The sequence below is a fragment of the Pseudomonas sp. ATCC PTA-122608 genome (assembly GCF_001952855.1).
In the GTDB taxonomy this organism is placed as follows: domain Bacteria; phylum Pseudomonadota; class Gammaproteobacteria; order Pseudomonadales; family Pseudomonadaceae; genus Aquipseudomonas.
Map to the genome: position 1 here is coordinate 22,539 of NZ_LPNO01000054.1, position 17,132 is coordinate 39,670.

Sequence of the window (17,132 nt, forward strand, 5' to 3'; positions counted from 1 at the left end):
CCAGCGTCTTCGTTAACGACCTTCGCGAGCAAGCTCGCTCCTACAAGGGGTGGCTGTTCATCCATAGTGTCATTCAGCGCTCAATAATCGCGGTGACGCCCTGCCCCCCGGCGGCGCAGATCGAGATCAGACCCCGGCCCTTGCCGGCCGCGTCCAACAGCTTGGCCAGGTTGGCGACGATACGCCCGCCAGTGGCGGCAAACGGATGGCCAGCGGCCAATGAGCTGCCCTTGACGTTCAACCGGCTGCGGTCGATGGAACCCAGCGGTGCGTCCAGCCCCAGGCGGGTCTTGCAATACTCCGGATCTTCCCAGGCCTTCAGCGTGCACAACACTTGGGCAGCGAAGGCTTCGTGGATCTCGTAGTAATCGAAGTCCTGCAGCGTCAGGCCATTCCTGGCCAGCAAGCGCGGCACGGCGTACACCGGCGCCATCAGCAGGCCTTCGGCACCGTTGACGAAATCCACCGCCGCCGCCTCGCCATCACGCAGATAGGCAAGGATCGGCAAGCCACGCTCCTTGGCCCAGGCTTCACTGCCCAGAAGCACCAACGAGGCGCCGTCGGTCAGCGGCGTCGAATTGCCAGCGGTAAGGGTGCCCTTTTCGCTTCGCTCGAAGGCGGGCTTGAGGCTGGCGAGCTTTTCAAGGGTCAGGTCGGGGCGCAGGTTGTTGTCGCGGGTCAGGCCGAGAAAGGGCGTGAGTAGATCGTTGTGCCAGCCCTCGGCGTAAGACGCGGCCATTTTCTGGTGGCTTTCCAACGCCAGTTGATCCTGCTCGGCGCGGGGAATCTGCCAGGTCTGCGCCATCAATTCGCAATGCTGGCCCATGGACAACCCGGTGCGCGGTTCGCCGTTACGCGGCAACTCCGGCTTGAGGTGATGGGGACGAAGTTGTAACAGGACTTTTAATTTATCCGCCATGGATTTGCTGCGATTGGCTTGCAGCAGGATTTTGCGCAGTCCCTCATTCACCCCGATCGGCGCGTCAGACGTGGTGTCGACGCCGCCAGCAATCCCGCACTCGATCTGCCCCAGCGCGATCTTGTTCGCCACCAGCAACGCGGCTTCCAGCCCCGTGCCACAGGCCTGCTGAATATCGTAGGCCGGGGTCTGCGGCGACAGGCGCGAGCCCAGCACACACTCGCGGGTCAGGTTGAAGTCCCGGGAATGCTTGAGCACCGCCCCGGCGGCCACCTCGCCAATACGCAGGCCGTGCAGGTTGTAGCGTTCGATCAGGCCTTCCAGGGCCGCGGTCAGCATCGCCTGGTTGCTCGCCGTGGCGTAAGGGCCATTGGAACGGGCGAAGGGAATGCGGTTACCGCCAATGATCGCTACACGGCGCAATTGAGTCATGGAAAGCTCCCTGAAGGTTGTGGGGTGAGTCTTTGAGACTAGCCTAGGCTCAATCGAACGACTTTCACCTATTGATGGTCCACCGTTTGAACCCCAGCACTCGGAGAGCGTTCCATGTCTGACCGTTATATCGACTTCGCCAACTCAAGCCTCGGCCATCGCCTGGTCGCTGCCATTGGCCTGCCGTCACCGGTGCGCCTGGAACGCTGGCAGGCCGGACGCCTGCGCCCGGTGGAGGGTGAGCTGCTGATCGGCGGCGGCCCGCTGGCAACAAAAATCCTGCCGTTCGCCAATAAGCTGACCGACGCTATCTATAGCTACGGCACCGAACCGTCGACGGCAACCACCTGGATTCCCGGCCACGGGCCCAAGCTCAAGGCCGTGGTGTTCGATGCCAGCCAACTGCAGCACACCGATCAACTCAAGCAGCTGCGGGAATTCTTCCAGCCGTTGATGAAGAACCTCGATCACAGCGCACATCTGGTGATCCTCGGCCGCGCTCCGGAAAGCCTCAGCGACCCGTTTGCCGCCAGCGCCCAGCGCGCCCTTGAAGGCTTCAGCCGGTCGTTGGCGAAAGAGCTGCGCAGCGGCGGCGTCCTGCAATTGCTGTATGTGGGCGACGGCGCCGAAGACCAGCTGGAAGGTGCACTGCGGTTCTTCCTCTCACCTAAAAGCGCCTACATCTCCGGCCAAGTGATTCGTTTAAATGCCTGCCCGACCCAGGTCGAGGATTGGACCCGACCACTCGCCGGGCGCAAGGCGCTGGTGACCGGCGCCGCACGCGGCATCGGCGCCTCAATCGCCGAAACCCTGGCCCGTGATGGCGCCGAAGTGATTCTGCTGGACGTGCCACAAGCCAAGGCCGACCTCGACGCACTGGCTGCGCGCCTGGGTGCCCGCAGCGTCGCCCTGGATATCTGCGCCGAAGACGCCGCCACGCAGTTGATCGAACACCTGCCGGACGGCATCGACATTGTGGTGCACAACGCCGGCATCACCCGCGATAAAACCCTGGCCAACATGACCCCGGAATACTGGGACGCGGTGTTGGCGGTCAACCTCAACGCGCCGCAAGTGCTGACCAAGGCACTGCTGGATAACGGCACCCTGCACGACAACGGCCGCGTAGTGCTGCTGGCGTCCATCAGCGGCATCGCCGGCAATCGCGGGCAAACCAATTACGCCGCGAGCAAGGCCGGGCTGATCGGCCTGGCCCAGGCGTGGGCGCCGTTGCTGGGGGAACGCGGGATCAGCATCAATGCCGTGGCCCCAGGGTTCATTGAAACCCAAATGACCGCGCACATTCCCTTCGCTTTGCGTGAGGCCGGGCGCCGTATGAGTTCGCTGGGCCAGGGCGGCTTGCCCCAGGACGTCGCCGAAGCGGTTGCCTGGCTCGGTCAACCGGGTTCGGGCGCGGTCAGCGGGCAAGCGTTGCGAGTGTGTGGGCAAAGTCTATTGGGAGCGTAAGCATGGAGTGGCAAACATTAGGCAGCACCCCGTTTCTGCCGCCGCTGTATTGGCGTGCGGCGCTCAAGCGCAAGATCACCGGCACCACGTTACCCGAACAAGGGTTGCGCTGCCGGGTCAGCGTCAACCCCAAGGAGGTGGCCGCCTATCGCAAGGTCTGCGGGTTTGCCGAGAGCCCGGTGCTGCCGGCCACTTATCCACACATCCTGGCGTTCGGCCTGCAGATGCAGTTGCTCACCGACAAGGCGTTTCCATTCCCATTGCTGGGGTTGATTCACCTGAGCAACCGGATCCGCATCCTGCGCCCCTTGGGGGGTGTGAGCGACCTGACGGTTGGTGTCTACGCGCAGAACTTGCAACCCCATGCCAAGGGCGCGACTTTCGATATCGTGACCACGGTCGAGGATTCATTGGGGCTGCTGTGGGAAGCCGAAAGCCGGATGCTCTGTCGAGGCGTGAAACTCGATGGCGTTGCGGCGGATAACGCGTTGCAAGCCCCCGTCAGCGTCAGCGAGTTGACCCGATGGAAAGCCCCCGCCGATATCGGACGCCGTTACGCTCGGGTGTCCGGCGACTACAACCCGATTCACTTGAGTGCGATCACCGCCAAGTTGTTTGGCTTCCCCCAGGCAATTGCCCATGGACTATGGAACACGGCACGCACACTGGCCGAAATGGGTGAACACTTACCCGCAGCCAATATTGAGATAGACGTCGAGTTTAAAAAGCCGGTGCGCTTGCCCAGTGAAGTGACCTTATGGGCGAGCGCCGCCGGCTCAAGCGGTGAGTTGCAACTAAAGGGGGCCGGGGACATTGAGCATATGACGGGACGTTGGCGGCCTATCGCCTGATTAATTGTATATATACACCTTAAGTTATAGCGGGCTATCGATAGCCCGCTAAGTTTATTAACCCCATGATTTTAAACCCATCCTGCTTTGCAACCCTCCCGCCCATATACCCTTGGTATTAGTCACTAAGCGGACCCATCCTGCCTGTATATAAATCGTTAATACCAAGTTGAGCATTGCGAGAAGAAGTGCCCGGGTCTGTTATAGCCATAACGGACGAATGTATCGCTGCCCTTAGAAACAGCGAACTTCGATAACAACAAAGGCTGTACCAGGTGCAAGGAACTCAATCATGAAAACTCAAGTCGTGTTGTGGAAAGCAAGTACCGCGCTGGCCCTGATTCTGGCAGTAAGCCTCGGAGGCTGCAGCAGCGGTGGTGGTGGTCATCACAGTAGCGTCGCCGCGTCTTCTCCGGATGCCGGCGCCGGATCAGGTGGTGGCACTGGCGGCGGAACAGATGGAGGCACTGGCGGTGGTACCGGCGGCGGCACTGATGGCGGTACTGGTGGCGGTACTGGTGGTGGTACTGGCGGAGGTACAGGTGGTGGTACAGGTGGTGGTACAGGTGGCGGCACTGGCGGCGGTACCGGTGGTGGTACAGGTGGCGGCACTGGCGGCGGTACCGGTGGTGGTACAGGTGGCGGCACTGGCGGCGGTACCGGTGGTGGCACAGGTGGCGGCACTGGTGGCGGTACAGGTTCGACCACTCCGCTGGTCACCGGCCAGGTAGTGGGCGCTGTTGGCGGTGTCGTCGGCAACGTCGGCACCGCGGTGGGCGACCTGGGTTCAACCCTCACCACTGTCCCCATTGTCGGCACCACTGCTGGCGGGCTCGTCACCGCGACAGGCACTGCCGTCAACAGCATCGGCACCGGCCTGACCGACGGTCTGGGCACACTGGGTACCAATAGCAATTCCCTGGGCATCACTGTTGCCGGCGTCGCCAACGGCGTGGCCGACTTGGGTACCGGCGTTTCCAACACCGGTAAATCCCTGGGCACTACATTGGGTGGCATTCCCGTGGTCGGTGGTTTAACCGGGGGCGTGGGTGGCACAGCAGGCGGCCTGGTCGATAAGGTCGGCCAAACCGTGACCATGCTCGGCGACACCTTGAGCACGGCCAGCACCACCGGACCACTGGGCGGTTTGACCAATACGGTCGGCAAAAGCGTACTGGTACCCGTCGTCTCCCTGGTGGAAAACACCACCGGCAACCTGGGTAATAAAACCGGCCTGGGCAATCCTGTCGGTGGCGTACTGGACAAAGTCGGGGCCACGGTCAAAGGTCTCGGTGGCCAAGTGGCCAGCGCGGGCGGTGCAGGCAACCCTCTCGGGACTATCGTAGGCGGCGCGCTGACCGGTGTTGGCAACACCCTTGATAAGTCGAGTGGCTACGTCAATCCGGCAACCACTACCCCGCAATCGGGTCTGCCTGAACTGGTCGGTGGCCTCGTCGCCAACGTGGGCAACGGCCTGAATATCGGCAACACCAATGGTGCTGTCAGTGCGGCAGGCATCACCGGCGGCGCGGTGGGCAACACCGTCGCGTCCCTCGGCACTCTGATTGGCGGCAACGGTGTAGCCAACACCGGCGCCACCGCTCCAGTCGCTGCTCTGACGACCAATGTCGGCGCCGCACTCAACCCAGTGACTTCGGGTGTTGCCGGGCTGACCCAAAACATCGGTACCACTACCGGCATCGGTGCACCGGTGAACGGTCTGGTCACCCAAGTCGGCGGCGCAGTCAGCGGCCTGGGTACCAACCTGACGGCAGCCAACGCCAACCCGATCACCAACGCCGTAGGCGGTACGCTGAATGCAGTCGGCAATACGGTCGGCTCGGTGGGTGGCTTGGTCACCGGCGGCACCAGCGGTAGCGGTGGTGGCCTGCTCGGCGGCTTGAATGTAGGTGGTGGCACTCCCGCCGGAGGCACTGCAAACACAAACACCGGTGGTGGCCTGGGCGGCTTGCTCGGCGGGCTGACCGGCAAAAAATAGAATTGCACCTGGCCATTAGACGGCCTCCCCTCCAGCGCCTACGCTTGGTTGAGACGAGAGATTCCAATGAGTCTCTCGTCTTTTTTATTGGCCAGTGAAAGGCCCTCCCGAACCGCGCCCCAGAGCCCGGCGGGAATCCGCGAAACGCTGCTGCAGTTTGACCATGGAGTGTCCTATGCGCGCCTCGACGCCGTTGTTTCTACTCACCCTGATTGCTGCCAGTGTCCACGCCGAGACCCTGCCCAGCTTCCTCAACAGCAACGACACCATTCGCAACCTGCCGGTGCCCAATCTACCCGCCGACGCCTATCGTCCGGTCACGCCGCAGACCCAGTTGCCCGAGCCGGCCGCTACCCAGAATCAGCCACTGTTGATGGACACCAAAGTGACCATCCGCAAGCTGCAAATCGACGGCGGAACGATCTACCCGCTCAAGGACGTGGCCCAGGTTTTCGAGCCGCTGATCGGTCATGAAACCACCGTCTCACAACTGATCGAAGCCACCCGCGGCATCACCCGCCGCTACCAGCAGGACGGCTATCTGCTGTCCTACGCCTACCTGCCTGATCAGCGCTTCGAAAACGGCCTGGTGCACGTGGTACTGGTGGAGGGCTACATCAAGGATTACAACGTGCAGGGCGACATCGGCTCAGTCTCGGCCTACGTCGACAAATTGGCGGCCAAGCTGCTGGGCGAGCGCCCACTGACCCGCAAGACCTTCGAACGCTACACCACGCTGATGGGGCGTATTCCGGGTGTGACGCTGCAGGCGCAAGTACCGCCGCCGGGCACTACCGATGGCGGCACACACATGCAGATCCAGGCCTCGCGCAAACCCTTCACCAGCAGCATGAGCATGACCGACGACAGCCGTGGTGGCCTGCAAGCCCTGATCACCGGTACCAGCAATTCCCAGACCTCCATGGGTGAGCAACTGAGCCTCAGCGGCCTGTTCCCGCCTGGCGAAGACAAGGAGCACTACTACCGCCTGGGCTACAGCCAATTCGTCAACGCCGAGGGCACCCAACTGGTGGTGAACGCCGAACGTTACCGCGCCGACCCGCGCAGTAACGTGCAACTGGACGGCGGTTTTGAACTCAAGCCACACCAGGAAATCGACCGCTACTCCGTTGGCCTCAGCCATCCGCTGATCGCCTCCCCCACCGAGTCGCTGACCCTGGGCACACGGCTCTATGCCGTAGACCAAACCACCCGCTATCAACTGGTGGGATTCCCTCAACGTTTCGACCTGGAAACCAACCTGCGCGCCCTGGCTTTTGAAGGCGACTGGCGCAAGTCCGACACGCGCCAACTGCGCATCCTCAGCGCCGGCCTGTACCAGGGCATCGACGGCCTGGGCGCCAAGACTCGCAGCGACTTCGAAGGCATAAAACCCGACATCGACTTCTTCCGCCTGCGCCTCTCGGGCGTGCAGAGCGACAAGTTCTTCGATAACTGGCAAGGGGTCGCCTCGGCGGCCGTTTACTGGAGCAACGACACCCTGCCCGACAGCGAACGCGCGACGTTCGGCGGGCAGAATTTCGGGCGTGGCTACCCCGACGACCAGGGCTCGGGCGACAAGGGTTGGGGCGTGGCGTATGAGGTCAACTACAGCTTCAACCGCAGCGGCGAATGGGTAAAAATCCTGCAGCCGTATGTGGTATTGGATAAGGCCAAGACCTGGTTCAACGAGTTGCCGGTCAAGGCCAACAACATGTCATCGGCAGCGGTGGGCCTGCGTTTCGGTGACAACAAGTACTACAACATCGCGCTGGAAGCGGCCAAGCCAATGTCGGACATTGCCCTAGACAGCTTCAATCGCCGGCCGCGGTACACGCTGAGTTTCAGCTACCAACTCTGACCCCTGCTGCCAACTCCGCCCTCTACTGTAGGAGCGAGCTTGCTCGCGAAGAATGTCCAGACAACGCGGGAAACCAGACTGCCCGCGTTATCGTTGACGTTTTTCGCGAGCAAGCCCGCTCCCACACAAGCCCGTTCCCACACAAGCTCGCTGCTACATCAGCCTGATTTTGGGGATGGGGAAAAGGTTGTTGAGGGTGTCGATCAAGCGCACCAAATAGATCGGCTTACGAAACAGGTCCAGTACCTGCAAACGCAGCATATCGCTGACATCATCCATCTCGGCATGGCCAGACATGACGATCACCGGCAGGTGCTGGCGAGCGGTGTGTTCGCGCAGGCGCTTGATCAAGGAAATACCACTTTCCTCGGGCATGCGCAGGTCGGTGATGACGAGGGCGATATCGGGGTGCAGGGTCAGCTCTTGCAAAGCGAAGGTAACCGAGGTGGCGGTAAAACAGACAAAGCCCTCATTCTCCAGCGACTCCGCCAGTTCAATGAGGGCATCTTCTTCGTCGTCCACCAACAGAATCTGCTGGCGGGCATGTGCAGCCGTGTTCATGAGCAATACCTAACTTGGCCAAGTGCTGACGGGTGTGCTCATAGGCTACTGCTTGAAGGTCAAGGAGTAGCGGGAGTAATTGCCGCCTGGATCCTGGCAAACATGGCAGTGATCTGCGGCCCAAGCAAATTCCCAGCAGCCAGCACAACCAGTGCTACGACCGCTACAAGAATAATGTACTCGATCGCCGTAGCGCCGTCTTTGCGATGAAAAAGCAAGTGGAGTTGAACGTGAAGTTTCATCAAAAGATCAAGGAACATAAGACTTCTCCTCTGGCGACCAAGCGCCCTATCACGATGCCGCACAATAATTGCGATGTGCCACCTCAGCATTGTCAACAAACCTCACCCTCACAACTGTAAGAAATGATTAATCACAAAGTAGTGGTGGTTTTTCTGACGCCTTGAAACCGTGGTTTTCAGGGCTACATTTGTATCCATTAAGAAATCTTGCTGTCAGTAATGGCATTTCGTCCTAGCTGAACTACCTTCAAATAGCGAAATAGTTAGTTAAATGTTCACAGCAGCCAGGTTGCGTCATTAGCCTGTCCGGATAGGCAGGTTGCAGTGCAACAGTGAAAAGGAGAGCCGTCATGAACACTCGTATCAGCATGATACTGGCCGGAGTGCTCTTGGTTGGCGCGCTGTTTGCCGGTTACTGGGGCCTGGTCTTAAGTCGCGCACCAGCGCCCGTAGTCCAGCCGCCCCCACAGGCCACGCCGGCGCAACCCGCCGTCGCGGTAGTTGAAGACCAGACCCGCCAGCCGGTGGTAGTGCTGGCACACGATGTACCGCCCTTTGTCGCCCTCAATGCTGCCGACCTGACCGTGGAAAAACTGCGCACGGTACCCGCCGGCAGCTTGACCAGCGTCGACCAGGCCATCGGCCGTATCCCTTGGAGAACCCTGCACGCCGGCACCTGGTTGAACGAGGAAAGCTTCACACCCGGTGGCCCGCTGGCGCGGATGATTCGCCCGGATGAACGCGCCCTTGCCGTGGCCGTTGATGAGGTCATCGGCGTGGCCGGCCAATTGAGTCCCGGCGACTATGTGGACGTGCTGCTGTACCTGCGCCAGGACACCACCAACCTGGAACAGTCGGCACAAGTGGTGATTCCGGCCATGCGCCTTCTCAGTGTCGGTGACCAGCTGGGCCTGGCCAACGATGGCTCCCCAGCCTCGCAGCCACTTACCGCTGAAGAGAAAAAACAACAGGCCCAACGCGGCAACGCCGCCCGCACCGTGGTGCTCGCAGTGCCCGAACAACTGCTGAGCCGTCTGATGCTGGCTTCCCAGGCCGGCACCTTGCGCCTGGCCGTGCGCAGCGCCGACGAGCACCTGCTGAGCCAGTACTGGGCCGGTGAAAGCACTTCGCCCGGCAACGTGCAAAGCGCCAACCGCGACCTTTATCAATTCACCCAACTGGCCTTCGCCCAAGCGCCGAAAAAAGTCGCCCAGGGAAGCCAGCCGCGCGCCGAGATTGAGATCATCCGCGGCAATCAAACGAACCAAAAAACGCCCTGACTGAACAAGGATGCCTTGAATGACCCGTCGTTACGCACCGGTGTTCACGCGATTGGCCTGTGCCCTGCTGCTGTCGAGCCTGCCCGCGGGTATTGCCTTCGCAGCCCCGGGCAACTGCAGCAGCCTGGGACAATTGCCCGCCACCCTCTCGGTGGGCGAAGGTTTGCAACAGGAATTGCAATCGCCCGTGGCCATTACCCGCCTGGCGATCGGTGACCCGAAAGTCGCCGACGTACACCTCAATGGCGACCGTGGTTTCCTGCTGACCGGCGTCGGCTCCGGCACCACCAGCCTGATGGTATGGACGGCTTGCGCCAGCGCACCTCGCCAGAGCATGGTGTTCGTCAAGGGCAAGGCCACTTCCGCGCTAACCAGCCTGTCACTTTCACCCTCGGACGACCCCACGCTGCCGAGCCAGGTACAGACCGATATTCGCTTCGTCGAAGTGACGCGAACCAAGCTTAAGGAGGCCAGTACCTCGCTCTTCGGCCAAGGCGGCAACTTCCTGTTTGGCAGCCCCGGCAATGGGACGGCGCCAGCGCCGCCCACCAACAGCTTCCGCGGGCAAGCGGTCAATAACGGTACCTTCAACATCGGCTTCGGCGGAGGCAAGATCTCGGCCATGATCAATGCCCTGGAAAGCAGCGGCTTTGCATATACGCTTGCGCGCCCGAGCCTGGTAGCTCTGAGCGGTCAAAGCGCAACATTCCTGGCTGGCGGTGAAGTGCCGATCCCGGTGCCCAGTGCCGCCAGCAACACCATCTCGATCGAATACAAGGAGTTTGGGATTCGTCTGACGCTGACGCCAACCGTCATCGACCATAACCGGATTTCCCTCAAGGTCGCCCCGGAGGTCAGCGAGCTGGACTACACAAACGCCGTGACCATCCAGGGCATCTCAGTGCCGGCCCTGACCATTCGCCGAACCGACACCAGTGTGTCCCTGGCCGACGGTGAAAGCTTCGTCATCAGCGGCCTGATCAGCAGCAACAACACCACCTCCATCAGTAAATTTCCGGGCCTGGGTGACATCCCGATCCTGGGGGCGTTCTTTCGTGATTCCTCGATCAACCGCCAGGAAAAGGAGCTGCTGATGATCGTCACCCCGCACCTGGTCCAACCCTTGGCTGCCAACGCCCAATTGCCCTCATTACCTGGCGAGAACCTACGCAACTACGACCCGAACTGGTATCGCCTGTACTTCCTGGAAAACGGTAACTTCGACCGTAGCAATGGGCTGTCCCAATGAGCGATAGCCTGAGCCAGACTTTCCTGGCAATTACCCGCAATACCACCGACCTGGAATGGCTGCAGGGCGCACTCGCCCCCCTTGGCCAAGTGGTGAGTGCCGGTGGCGGCAGCCTCGACGAATTGCTCGCCCTGGTGGACGTGACCTTCGCCAACCTGGTGTTCGTTGGTCTCGACCGTGAGCACGTGGTGGCCCAGAGCGCACTCATCGAAGGCGCTCTGGAAGCCAAACCGATGCTCGCCATCGTCGCCCTCGGCGACGGCATGGACAACCAGTTGGTACTGAATGCGATGCGTGCCGGCGCGCGGGATTTCGTCGCCTACGGTTCGCGCTCCAGCGAAGTCGCCGGGCTGGTGCGTCGCCTGAGCAAACGCCTGCCTCCCGTGACATCCAATGCCCTCCTCGGCGGCCTGACCGTCCTCTATGGCACCCAGGGCAATGCCGACGGCGCACTGCTCGCCAGCCACCTGGCGCTGGTAGTGCAAAAGAGCGGGCAGCAAACCCTGCTGCTGGACCTGGGCCTGCCCAGGGGCGACAGCCTGGCGCTGCTGGGGCTGGAAAGCTCATTCAATTTCGGTGACGCCCTGCGCCACCTCAGGCGCCTCGACACTACCCTGATCAACAGTGCCTTCACCGCCACCGAAGAAGGCTTGCGCATCCTGGCCTATACCGCCAGTGACGAGCCCATGGAACTGACCAGCGCCGCCGAGCTGTACATGCTGCTCAGTGCCTTGCGCCAACACTTCCATCACATCGTGGTGAACCTCACCGGCCAGCCGGATAGTGAAGCCCTGCGCACCTTTGTCAGCCATTGCGACAAGCTGCTGTGGTGCACCGACCAGAACGTACTCGACTGCCGTCGCAACCTCGCCGTACTGAATCAGTGGCGGGAAAAGGGCATGAAGCTGGAGCATGCCAAGCTGCTGGTAGACCGCTACGTGAAAAGCTGCGCGCCGGACTCCGAAGCCCTGGGCAAGAGTTTCGGGCTGGAGGTGATCGCGGTGCTGCCGTTGAGCCCGGAGGTTCGCCTGAACGCGAAAAACCAGGGCCAGACCTTGTTCGCCTTGTCGCCCCGGGAGGGCCTTACCCAAGGCCTGAAAAGCCTTGGTGAACGCCTGGCAAAACGCTCCGAAGGCCTGGCCAAGCCCTCGAACCGCTGGCTTGACCGATTGCTGGGTACCGGCAAATGAACGGTGAAAAGTTGTTCGGCTCCCCCGCCCGCGGCAGCGCTGGCAACACGGACCACGATGGTCTCAAACTGGTGCTGCACCGCTACATCATCGATGCCATCGAAGAGTCGGGAAAAAATCTGTTGGAAGGCTCGCGCCAGGTCCTGGCGCAATTTGTCATCGACAAGGTGGCCGAATACATCAACCGCATGCACCTGGCGATCTCCCGTTATGAAATGGAGCGCCTGGCGGAAGAAATCGTCGACGAACTCACCGGATTCGGCCCGCTGGAAGTGCTTCTGCGCGACCCGTCCGTGACCGAAATTCTGGTCAACGGCCCGCACCGGGTGTTTATCGAACGCGACGGCCTGCTGCACCAGAGCGACCTGCGTTTCATCGATGCGCATCACGTAGAGCGCGTCATGCAACGCATCCTTGCGCCCCTGGGCCGACGCCTCGATGAGTCGTCGCCGATGGTCGATGCGCGTCTGCCCGACGGCAGCCGGGTCAACGCAATCATCCCGCCGATTGCCCTCGACGGTCCCTGCCTGTCGATCCGAAAATTTCGCAAGGACATGCTCAAGAGCAGCGACCTGGTAGCGATGCAAACCATCGACCAACACATTTTCGAGTTCTTCCAGGAAGCAGTGGGCAAGCGCTGCAATATCCTGATCAGCGGCGGCACGGGCACCGGTAAAACCACGCTGTTGAACATTCTCAGCCAATTGATCAACCCCCAGGAGCGGCTGGTCACCATCGAAGACGTGGCCGAACTGCAACTGGGCCATCCCCACGTGGTACGCCTGGAAACACGCCCGCCGAATGCCGAGGGTCACGGTGAGGTAAAGGCTAGCGACCTGATCCGCAACGCGCTGCGGATGCGCCCGGACCGGATCATCCTCGGCGAGATCCGGGGTGTGGAAGTACTCGACGTACTCACCGCGATGAACACCGGCCACGACGGTTCCATGAGTACCTTGCACGCGAACAATGCCCAGGACGCCCTGCTGCGCCTGGAAACCCTGGTGGGCTTGACCGGCCGGGTGGTCGCGGAAAAAACCCTGCGCCAAATGATCTGCGCGGCCCTCGATGTGGTGATTCAACTGACGCGCCTGCCAGACGGTCGGCGCTGCGTCAGTGAAGTGGTGGAGGTGGTGGGCGTACGTGAAGACGTGTATGTGACCAATACGCTGTTTCGCTATGACCGGCGCACCGGTTTCGGCTTCCTGCGCGAGGCGGTCAACCCTGCCGGCGACAAACTGCGCCGCGAGCCGGCATTGCCTTTATAGGGATGTGAGTATGACCGGGCCTATTCTGATACTTATCTGCGTGATCCTGATCGGCCTGTCGATCCGGCTATTTCAAAACGGCATACGCCGGGCCGAAACCGAGCGGGTATTGGACCGGCTTGCCGAGGGCCAGCCGCAACTCGTCGAAGCGACTAACCAGTGGAGCGGCCTGGAGCGCATGTTTCAACGCGCCGGTTTGGGCAAACCCACCGACAGCCTCGGCCTGTGGCTGACCGCCTGGGCCCTGAGCGCGCTGCTGGGGCTGATGGTCGCCAGTTGGATCGGCCTGCTGACGATGCTGGTATTGCCGCCGCTGGCGTTGCGCGTGTACATCGCCTGGCGCTACCAGCGTCGACTCAAGCGCATGATCGAGCAATTGCCGCAGTTGCTGGATCACACCGTGCGCAGTCTCAAGGCGGGCCGCACCCTGGCCGACGCAGTGCTCGGTGGTATCGAAGCCGCCGACGACCCGCTCAAAAGAGCCATGGGGCGTATCCAGCGCAACGTGCAGTTGGGCGTCAGCCTGCCGGAATCCGCCCACGACTTCGCCGAGTTCTACGAGCAGGACGAGTTCCGTCTGTTCGCCCTTGGTTTGAAGGTTAACCACCGTTATGGCGGCAATGCCAGCGAACTCCTGGAGAACCTGATCAAGATGATTCGCGAGCGCGAGCAAGCCGCCCGGCAACTGCGGGCCATGACCGGCGAAACCCGCGTCACCGCCTTTGTGCTGGCGGGCCTGCCGATCGCGATGGTGGGGTATTTCATGGTGATCAACCCGGGCTACCTGATGACCATGTGGAATGACACCACCGGACGCATCCTGCTGTTTGTCGCACTGGGCATGCAGGTACTCGGTTGCGTGGCCCTATGGCGCATGCTACGGAGCGTATGAGATGGGGACTTCACTGCTGATCAGCGCCGTAATGTTCTTGGCCGCCTTGGCGTTGGTATTGCTCAACCTGATGAAACAGCGGCGCGGCCAGCGTCTGATTGCCCAGCGCTTGCAGGGCCAGATGGGCCGCGAAAACCGGCTTGGCACTATGATGCGCCAACTGGGTAACAGCCAGCTCGCCCAGCGCTCGGTGAGCCTGGACAACGAAACGCAAATTCTGCTCAACCGCATGGGCTGGAGAAAGTCCAGCCAGCGCTCGATGTTTGCCGCCTGCCAGATTGGCGTGCCCGTAGTGATGCTGGGACTTTGCATCCTGCTTCAGGAATTGTTGTTTCCCAAGGTCGCCTCCCCCTGGCTCGCCCCCCTGATGTCCCTCGGCATCGGCTATCTGCTGCCCAAGCGTTTTCTCGCGGCCATCGCCAAATCCCGCCAGGAGCGTATCTCCCGCGAGGTTTCTACCTTCATTCCACTGCTGCGCATCCTGTTCGAATCGGGCATGGCCGTCGAACAGGCGCTGCGGGTCCTGAGCGTTGAAGCGCAGCGCCTGCTGCCGGCGCTGACCCATGAGCTGCGCCTGATCCTGACGCGCGTCGACTCCGGCCTGGAACTGAGCGAGGAGCTGGGCAAGACCGCCAAGCTGTTGGCCGTGGATGAATTTACCGACACCTGCGTCATCCTCCAGCAGTTGGTGCAACAGGGCGGCGGCGCGATGAAGTCGTTGCTGGCGCTCAAACAACTGCTGGATGACCGACGCCTGACTCGCCTGCAGGAATTCATTTCAAAGATGTCGGCAAAGATGTCAGTCGTGATGATGGTGTTCTTGTTTCCCGCCTTGCTGATCGTGCTCGGGGGGCCGGCGTTCATTGGTATCACCCGCGCCCTGACTAACTTATGAGGAGCGCCCGATGAAAGCGTTGATAGCCGGTTTGAGCCTGTTGTTGCTCGGCGGGTGCGCCAGCAATGGCCAGGCCCCCTGGAGCGCCCTGATGTCCAATGCCAGTTGTCCAAAACCCGGCGCCGACCAGGAGCTGTCGCTGAACCTGGCCGATGAGATGGCCAACGACGGCAAGCTGCACGCCAGCCTGGCCAACCTGCAAAACCTGCCCGACAACCTGCCCCAGGTACGCCTGCGCAAAGCCAAGGCTTATCGTTTGCTCGGGCGCAGTGAGGCCGAGCCGTTGTACCGAAGCCTGCTGGGCACCTGCATGGCGGCCGAAGGCGAGCACGGCCTGGGGCAATTGGCCTCGGCTAAGGGCGACAACGGGCAAGCCATGGCGCACTTGCAGCGTGCCGCACGACTGGCGCCCACCGACGAGAAAATCCGCAATGACCTGGGCGTGGTGTACCTCAACCAACTGCGTATCGAAGACGCACGTTTTGAGTTCATGACCGCCATGGAACTCAAGCAGACTGACCAACTTGCAGCCATCAACCTGGTGACCTTGCTGATCTACCAAGACAACTGGAAACAAGCGGCGCAACTGGTGAGTCAACTGGGCCTGAGCCCTGAACAGGTGACCGAAGCCCAGGCCCGTGCAGAGAAACTCAAGGGTTCAAGCGCGCCTGTGGCCAAGGCCAACGACCAGATAGCAACGGTGAGTGACTTACCGTCACCCAGCCCCAAATAATCCGAGGATTTCACAATGAAAGCTCATTACCTCGCCAGCCTTGCCTTGCTGACACTCCCCCTCACCGTAGTGGCCGTCGAGCCGGGCCCGTCTTCACCGCAGCAGAAACAAACCGAAACCTGGCTGACGTTGCAGTCGAGCGGACAAGTGGCGTCACCGGCACAGCAGAAGGCCAGCGCCGCCGAACGCGACTTGGCCACCCAGCGCTGGCTGGACAGCTTCAAGCATCCGATCCCGGAGTATTTTGATCAGAAGGTCGGTGGGCAAACCCAGGGCAGCAATTAAAAAACCCTGTAGGAACGAGCTTGCTCGCCAAAAAAACTGCGCCGCTGGGTGTCAGGCACCCAGCGTTATCGTTATCGCCCCTTCGCGAGCAAGCTCGCCCCAACTGGGCAGATATCAATGCGCCGTTACCCGCTGGCGCATCGCCGAATTGTTGGGCGACAGCGCGAGGGCCAACTGGGTGCGGTTATGCATGTGCGTCAGGCGCAATACCTGGGACACATACAGCTTCACGGTGTTTTCAGTGATACCCAGCTCGCAGGCGATTTGATAGTTAGTCTGGCCCTTGCCTACCAGCCGAGCGACGTCCAACTGCCGGGGCGACAGCTGGTTGAAGATCGCCGGGATTTCCACCGGCCCGGATTCCTCGCCGGACAGTTCTTCGCCTTCTGGCTCACGCGGGGTGCGACGCGCCTTATCGAGGTCGTGGTAAAGGTCGTCGATAGACTCGGAAAGGTATTGCAGCTTCTGGTTCAGGTTCCCCAGGTGCAGGTCCTTGCGCCGATCTTCCAGCGCCGCTTCCTGACGCTCCAGGCCCTCAAGCAGTTCCTCAAGGTTGATCGGCTTTTGATAGTAATCGGCAATCCCGGCGCGTAGGGCCTTGATCACATCCTGCTTGTCGGCACGCCCGGTCAACATGATTGCCTCGAAGGCGCGCTTTTTGCCGGCTACCCGTTGCAGGGCCTGCACCAACTCGATGCCATCCATCTCCGGCATGTGCAGGTCGCACAACACCAGGCCGATGTCGGCGTCTTCGGTAAAACGTTGCAAAGCCTCCTGGCTCGACTCACAAGGGACACAGCGATAACCACTGCTTTCGAGAAATTCGCAGAGCTCTTCCACGATCAGGGGCTGATCGTCGACCACGAGCACTTTTATCGCAGACTTCACTTTGTTCACACGCTACTCCATGCCTGGCAGCCAAAAGATTGACCCATCCCTTACGACAAATATTCCTATACAACTACTTCATAAACGTAGACCTACTTTCCGACTATTTCCATAGCAATA

The 17,132-nt window shown here is 61.1% G+C and carries 16 protein-coding genes; 12 read left to right on the top strand and 4 right to left on the bottom strand.

Annotation, left to right across the window (positions count from 1 at the left end):
* Positions 1 to 73 precede the first annotated feature (73 nt).
* Entirely contained in the window at positions 74 to 1,351 is a 1,278-nt protein-coding gene (locus AU074_RS30970; protein WP_076017946.1) for an acetyl-CoA C-acetyltransferase, read from the bottom strand.
* 114 nt (positions 1,352 to 1,465) lie between these two features.
* Here AU074_RS30970 and AU074_RS30975 point away from each other — a divergent pair, with 114 nt between their 5' ends.
* The 4 genes from AU074_RS30975 to AU074_RS30995 all read left to right on the top strand — a co-directional run bounded on the left by AU074_RS30975 (position 1,466) and on the right by AU074_RS30995 (position 7,529).
* Positions 1,466 to 2,818: a 3-oxoacyl-ACP reductase gene (locus AU074_RS30975; RefSeq protein WP_076017947.1), complete on the top strand. Its 1,353-nt coding sequence runs from the start codon at positions 1,466 to 1,468 to the stop codon at positions 2,816 to 2,818.
* Positions 2,819 to 2,820: 2 nt separating this feature from the next.
* Positions 2,821 to 3,669, top strand: coding sequence for a MaoC family dehydratase (locus AU074_RS30980; protein WP_076017948.1), 849 nt, complete (start codon positions 2,821 to 2,823; stop codon positions 3,667 to 3,669).
* A gap of 292 nt (positions 3,670 to 3,961) precedes the next feature.
* The gene (locus tag AU074_RS30990; RefSeq protein WP_256576990.1) at positions 3,962 to 5,668 is read left to right on the top strand and encodes a collagen-like triple helix repeat-containing protein; all 1,707 of its coding nucleotides are present in this window, start codon (positions 3,962 to 3,964) and stop codon (positions 5,666 to 5,668) included.
* A 175-nt stretch (positions 5,669 to 5,843) separates the two neighbouring features.
* The gene (locus AU074_RS30995; protein ID WP_076017950.1) at positions 5,844 to 7,529 is read left to right on the top strand and encodes a ShlB/FhaC/HecB family hemolysin secretion/activation protein; all 1,686 of its coding nucleotides are present in this window, start codon (positions 5,844 to 5,846) and stop codon (positions 7,527 to 7,529) included.
* 153 nt (positions 7,530 to 7,682) lie between these two features.
* Here the strand turns inward: AU074_RS30995 and AU074_RS31000 are convergent, their stop codons facing one another.
* Complete coding sequence (locus tag AU074_RS31000; protein WP_076017951.1) at positions 7,683 to 8,090, bottom strand: response regulator; 408 nt, start codon at positions 8,088 to 8,090, stop codon at positions 7,683 to 7,685.
* Positions 8,091 to 8,149: 59 nt separating this feature from the next.
* On the bottom strand, positions 8,150 to 8,350 hold the full coding sequence (locus tag AU074_RS31005) for a Flp family type IVb pilin (RefSeq protein WP_076017952.1): 201 nt from the start codon (positions 8,348 to 8,350) through the stop codon (positions 8,150 to 8,152).
* Between the two features lie 332 nt (positions 8,351 to 8,682).
* Between AU074_RS31005 and cpaB the strand changes: the two genes are divergently transcribed.
* From cpaB to AU074_RS31045, 8 genes are read left to right on the top strand one after another with little or no spacing between them, the layout of a single operon-like run.
* On the top strand, positions 8,683 to 9,612 hold the full coding sequence (cpaB, locus tag AU074_RS31010) for a Flp pilus assembly protein CpaB (protein ID WP_076017953.1): 930 nt from the start codon (positions 8,683 to 8,685) through the stop codon (positions 9,610 to 9,612).
* A gap of 19 nt (positions 9,613 to 9,631) precedes the next feature.
* Complete coding sequence (locus AU074_RS31015; protein ID WP_076017954.1) at positions 9,632 to 10,861, top strand: type II and III secretion system protein family protein; 1,230 nt, start codon at positions 9,632 to 9,634, stop codon at positions 10,859 to 10,861.
* Positions 10,858 to 12,051, top strand: a complete 1,194-nt coding sequence (locus AU074_RS31020; protein WP_076017955.1) for a pilus assembly protein — start codon at positions 10,858 to 10,860, stop codon at positions 12,049 to 12,051. The genes AU074_RS31015 and AU074_RS31020 overlap by 4 nt, the downstream gene beginning before the upstream one ends.
* On the top strand, positions 12,048 to 13,319 hold the full coding sequence (locus tag AU074_RS31025; RefSeq protein ID WP_076017956.1) for a CpaF family protein: 1,272 nt from the start codon (positions 12,048 to 12,050) through the stop codon (positions 13,317 to 13,319). Before AU074_RS31020 ends, AU074_RS31025 begins: the two co-directional genes overlap by 4 nt.
* Positions 13,320 to 13,329: 10 nt before the next feature.
* The gene (locus AU074_RS31030; protein WP_076017957.1) at positions 13,330 to 14,211 is read left to right on the top strand and encodes a type II secretion system F family protein; all 882 of its coding nucleotides are present in this window, start codon (positions 13,330 to 13,332) and stop codon (positions 14,209 to 14,211) included.
* Position 14,212: 1 nt separating this feature from the next.
* Positions 14,213 to 15,106: a type II secretion system F family protein gene (locus AU074_RS31035; RefSeq protein WP_076017958.1), complete on the top strand. Its 894-nt coding sequence runs from the start codon at positions 14,213 to 14,215 to the stop codon at positions 15,104 to 15,106.
* A gap of 10 nt (positions 15,107 to 15,116) precedes the next feature.
* Complete coding sequence (locus AU074_RS31040) at positions 15,117 to 15,839, top strand: tetratricopeptide repeat protein (protein WP_076017959.1); 723 nt, start codon at positions 15,117 to 15,119, stop codon at positions 15,837 to 15,839.
* Between the two features lie 15 nt (positions 15,840 to 15,854).
* Complete coding sequence (locus AU074_RS31045) at positions 15,855 to 16,124, top strand: DUF3613 domain-containing protein (protein ID WP_076017960.1); 270 nt, start codon at positions 15,855 to 15,857, stop codon at positions 16,122 to 16,124.
* A gap of 114 nt (positions 16,125 to 16,238) precedes the next feature.
* Here AU074_RS31045 and AU074_RS31050 read toward each other — a convergent pair whose 3' ends face one another.
* Positions 16,239 to 17,021, bottom strand: coding sequence for a response regulator transcription factor (locus AU074_RS31050; protein ID WP_076017961.1), 783 nt, complete (start codon positions 17,019 to 17,021; stop codon positions 16,239 to 16,241).
* Positions 17,022 to 17,132 lie beyond the last annotated feature (111 nt).